3 protein-coding genes and 2 pseudogenes are annotated in these 4,634 nt (G+C 73.5%); 2 read left to right on the top strand and 3 right to left on the bottom strand.

Going from position 1 to position 4,634, the window contains the following annotated elements; genetic code table 11:
- Positions 1–120 precede the first annotated feature (120 nt).
- Positions 121–2,434 (bottom strand): annotated as a pseudogene (purL, locus tag AC2W7G_RS09560) (phosphoribosylformylglycinamidine synthase subunit PurL).
- A gap of 74 nt (positions 2,435–2,508) precedes the next feature.
- On the opposite strand from purL, the gene AC2W7G_RS09555 reads away from it, so the two are divergent.
- Entirely contained in the window at positions 2,509–2,802 is a 294-nt protein-coding gene (locus tag AC2W7G_RS09555) for a DUF1905 domain-containing protein (protein ID WP_485868228.1), read from the top strand.
- Between the two features lie 40 nt (positions 2,803–2,842).
- Here the strand turns inward: AC2W7G_RS09555 and aroQ are convergent, their stop codons facing one another.
- Positions 2,843–3,277 carry a type II 3-dehydroquinate dehydratase gene (aroQ, locus tag AC2W7G_RS09550; protein ID WP_485868227.1) on the bottom strand — a complete coding sequence of 145 codons (435 nt, stop codon included), beginning with the start codon at positions 3,275–3,277 and terminating at the stop codon, positions 2,843–2,845.
- A gap of 16 nt (positions 3,278–3,293) precedes the next feature.
- Positions 3,294–4,375, bottom strand: a pseudogene (locus AC2W7G_RS09545) (NADH:flavin oxidoreductase/NADH oxidase).
- A gap of 79 nt (positions 4,376–4,454) precedes the next feature.
- Between AC2W7G_RS09545 and AC2W7G_RS09540 the strand changes: the two are divergent.
- The coding region (locus AC2W7G_RS09540) for an ATP-binding cassette domain-containing protein (protein ID WP_485868226.1) at positions 4,455–4,634 on the top strand (180 nt) is incomplete at its 3' end.

Genomic DNA, 4,634 nt, shown 5'->3' with positions numbered 1-4,634 from the left:
AGCAGCGCCAGCAGGTGCTTCACCGCGGCCTTGACGTCGGCCCGGTCGCCTCGCCGGCGTCCAGCCGCGCCAGGACGGCCGCGGCCTCGGCGGGCTCGAGCGGGACCAGCCGGCGGGCCATCAGCCCTGGACGGCGGTGGTGCCGATGGCGCCGGGGATCGTCTCGCCCAGCACGGCCGGGAGCGTGGCGCGCCAGCGCTGCTCGAGCTCCGCCGCGGGGACGCTGAACGTCCCGGCGACCTCGAGCGCGTCGCCGCCGGTGCGGCCGATCGAGGCGACGACCACGCCGTGCTCCTCGGCCAGCGTCATGAACGCCTCGTGCGCGTCCTCGCGGACGGTGACCAGGGCCCGGGACGCGGACTCGCTGAACAGGTCGACGAACGGGTCGTCCAGCTCGACGTGGACGCCGACGCCGTGGCGGATGACCGACTCGGCCAGCGCGATGCCCAGGCCGCCGTCGGACAGGTCGTGCGCGGACGTCAGCAGCCCGGCCTCGATCGCGGCCCGGAGCAGGGCGGCGAGCGCCTTCTCGGCCTGCAGGTCCAGCGCGGGCGGCATGCCGCCGAGGTGGTCGTGCACGACGCCGGCCCACGCGGAGCCGGAGAGCTCCTCGCGGGTCTCGCCGAGCAGGAGCACGTGCTCGTCGGCCGCCGTGAAGCCGCTGCGGACCCGGCGGCGGACGTCGTCCACCACGCCGAGCACGCCGACCACGGGCGTCGGCAGGATCGCGACGTCGCCGGTCTGGTTGTAGAACGACACGTTGCCGCCGGTGACCGGGATGCCGAGCTCGGCGCAGGCGTCCTTGAGGCCGTGCGTCGCCTGCTCGAACTGCCACATGACCGCCGGGTCCTCCGGCGAGCCGAAGTTGAGGCAGTCGGTGACGGCGAGCGGCTCCCCGCCGGTGACCGCGACGTTGCGGTAGGCCTCGGCCAGCGCCAGCTGCGCGCCCGCGTAGGGGTCGAGCTTGGCGAAGCGGCCGTTGCAGTCGGTGGCCACGGCGACGCCGAGGTTGGTCTCGGGGTCGATGCGGACGACGCCGCCGTCGTCGGGCGGCGACATGACCGTGTTGCCCTGGACGTAGCGGTCGTACTGGTCGGTGACCCAGGACTTGTCGGCCTGGTTCGGCGACGCGAGCACGTCCAGCAGCTGGGCGCGCAGCTCGTCGCCGGACGCCGGGCGGGCCAGCGCCTCGGCGGCGTCGGCCTGGAGCGCGTCCTGCCAGTCCGGACGGGCGTAGGGGCGCTCGTAGGTGGGGCCGTCGTGCGCGACCGAGCGCGGCGGCACGTCCACGACGGTCTCGCCGTGCCAGTCGATGACCAGGCGGCCGGTGTCGGTCACCTCGCCGACGACGACCGCCTCGACGTCCCACTTCTCGCAGATGGCCATGAAGCCGTCCAGGTGCGCGGGCTCGACGACCGCCATCATCCGCTCCTGGCTCTCGCTCATGAGGATCTCCTCGGGCGAGAGGCTGGAGTCGCGCAGCGGGACGGTGTCCAGCTCGACGTGCATGCCGCCGTCGCCGGCGCTGGCCAGCTCGGACGTGGCGCACGACAGGCCGGCGCGCCGAGTCCTGGATGCCGTTGACGACGCCCGCGCGGAACAGCTCGAGCGTGCACTCGATGAGCAGCTTCTCCATGAACGGGTCGCCGACCTGGACGCTGGGCCGCTTGGCCGGACCGTCGGCGTCGAACGTCTCGGACGCGAGCACCGAGACGCCGCCGATGCCGTCGCCGCCGGTGCGGGCCCCGTAGAGGACGACCTTGTTGCCGACGCCGGTGGCGTGGGCCAGGTGCAGGTCCTCGTGGCGCAGCACGCCGACGCACAGCGCGTTGACCAGCGGGTTGCCCAGGTAGGTCTCGTCGAAGACGACCTCGCCGCCGATGTTGGGCAGGCCGAGGCAGTTGCCGTAGCCGCCGACGCCGGCGACGATGCCCGGCAGCACGCGGGCGGTGTCCTCGGCGTCCAGCGGGCCGAAGCGCAGCGGGTCCATGACCGCGACCGGGCGCGCGCCCATCGCGAGGATGTCGCGGACGATGCCGCCCACGCCGGTCGCCGCGCCCTGGTAGGGCTCGACGTAGGACGGGTGGTTGTGCGACTCGACCTTGAAGGTGACCGCGTAGCCCTGGCCGATGTCGATGACGCCGGCGTTCTCGCCGATGCCGGCCAGCGTGCGTCCGCGCGGCGTCTCCTGGGGCAGCTCGCCGAACTTCTTCAGGTGCACCTTGGAGGACTTGTAGGAGCAGTGCTCGCTCCACATCACCGAGTACATCGCCAGCTCGGCGCCGGTGGGGCGACGGCCGAGGATCTCGCGGATCTGCTCGTACTCGTCGGCCTTGAGGCCGAGCTCGGACCACGGCAGCTCGCGCTCCGGGGTGCTGGTGGCGACCTCGACGGTGTCGAGCTGACGGGTGGTGGGCGCGGCGGCGTCGGTCACGCCCCGATCCTACCTGCGCCGCTGCGGGCCCCGACGGGCGACGAGTGTCGGTGGGACCGGCGAGGATGGCGCTCGTGAGCACGTACGCGTTCGAGACGACCGTCTGGAAGGTCGCCGACCCGGGCACGTGGTTCTTCGCGACCGTGCCGTTCGAGGTGTCCGACGAGATCGAGCAGCGTCACCGCGACCGGGCGGCCGGGTTCGGCTCGCTCAAGGTGCGCGTGCGCGTCGGCGCGACGTCGTGGACGACCTCGCTGTTCCCCTCGAAGCAGGCCGAGGCGTACGTGCTGCCGGTGAAGAAGGCCGTCCGCGAGGCCGAGGGGCTGCACGACGGCTCCCCGCTGCGGGTCGAGGTGGAGGTGCTGTAGGCGCCCAGCGTGGACCCGCTGGCCGAGCCCCGGGACCCGCTCAGCCCTCGGCGGTGAGCAGGTCGATCGCGAAGCCGTAGCCCGCGATGCCCGCCCCGGCGATGACCGCCTTCGCGATGCCCGAGACGTACGAGTGGTGGCGGAACTCCTCGCGGGCGTGCACGTTGCTCAGGTGCACCTCGACGACGGGCAGGGCCACGCCGCTCAGCGCGTCGCGCAGCACCACGGACGTGTGGGTCAGGCCGCCCGGGTTGACGACGATGGCGTCGCAGTCCTCGCGGGCCTCGTGGATCGCGTCGATCAGCACGCCCTCGTGGTTGCTCTGGACGAACCGCACCTCGTGCCCGCGCTCGGCGGCACGCTCCAGGCACAGCGCCTGCACGTCGGCCAGCGTGTGGTGGCCGTAGACGTCCGGCTCGCGCGTGCCGAGCAGGTTGAGGTTGGGTCCGTTGACGATCAGCAGGCGGCGGTGCACGCCGGCCAGCCTAGCGTCAGCGCCACGCCCCGCGGAGGTACTGCGGCGGGTACGGCGCCTCGCGACGCGACACCCCGAGCTCGTGCGCGGCGCGCAGCGGCCAGTGCGGCTCGCGCAGGGCCGCGCGGGGCGAGCAGGACGACGTCGGCGTCGCCCTCGGCCAGCACCTTCTCGGCCTGCGCGGGCTCGGTGATGAGGCCGACGGCGCCGGACGGGACGCCGCCCTCGCGCACCGCACGGGCGAACGGCACCTGGTACGACGGCTCGATCGTGATGTCCTGGCGGGCGTCAGCCGGCGCTGGAGACGTCGACGAGGTCGGCGCCGAGGTCGCGCAGCCGGCGCGACAGCTCGACGGTCTGCTCGGTGTCCCAGCCGCCCTCGACCCAGTCGGTGGCCGAGAGGCGGACGAGCAGCGGCTTGTCGTCGGGCCAGACCTCGCGGACGGCCGTGACGACCTCGCGGACGGCGCGCGTACGGTTCTCGAACGAGCCGCCCCACGCGTCGGTGCGCTGGTTCGACAGCGGGCTGAGCAGCTGGTGCAGCAGGTAACCGTGGGCGGCGTGGACCTCGACCGTCTCGAACCCCGCGGCCAGCGCCCGGACGGCAGCGTCGGCGAAGGCCTGCGGCAGCGCCTCGAGCTCGTCGGTGGTCATCGCGCGCGGTACGTCGTAGCCCTCGTAGGCCTGGGCGCTGGGCGCCACCGTCTCCCAGCCGCCCTCGGACGCCGGCACGGTGCCGACGGGCTCGCCGGGGAACGCTCGGTACGTCGACGCCTTGCGGCCCGCGTGGGCCAGCTGCATGCCGGGCACGGCGCCCTGCGAGCGGACGAAGCGGGCGGTGCGCGCCCAGGCCTCGGCCTGCTCGTCGTTCCAGATGCCGGTGTCCTGCGGGCTGATCCGGCCCTCCGGGACGACCGCGGTCGCCTCGGTGAGCACCAGGCCGAAGCCGCCCCGGGCGAACGAGCCCAGGTTGACCAGGTGCCAGTCGGTCGGCACCCCGTCCTGCGCCTCGACGCTGTACTGGCACATGGGCGCCAGCCAGATGCGGTTGCGGACGGTGGTGCCGCGCAGCGTCAGCGGCTCGAACAGAAGGCTCACGACGGTTGCCAACCGCACAGGCCGCCCGGTTTGTTCCGAGGGTCTTGTCGCGCGTCCTCGTCCGACTTATATTCAACACATGATGAATAACTCGGTCGAGGTCGCCGGGCTCCGCGTGGTGCGGGGCGGGCGGACCGTGCTGCCGGGCCTGGACCTGAGCGTCCCGGCCGGGCAGGTCGTCGGGCTGCTGGGACCCAGCGGCTGCGGCAAGACGACGCTGATCCGGTCGATCGCCGGGGTGCAGCGCCTGGCGTCCGGA

It is taken from the genome of Aeromicrobium sp. PFPM2_SD2 (assembly GCF_057364525.1).
This window is presented reverse-complemented; position numbering and strand designations above follow the sequence as displayed.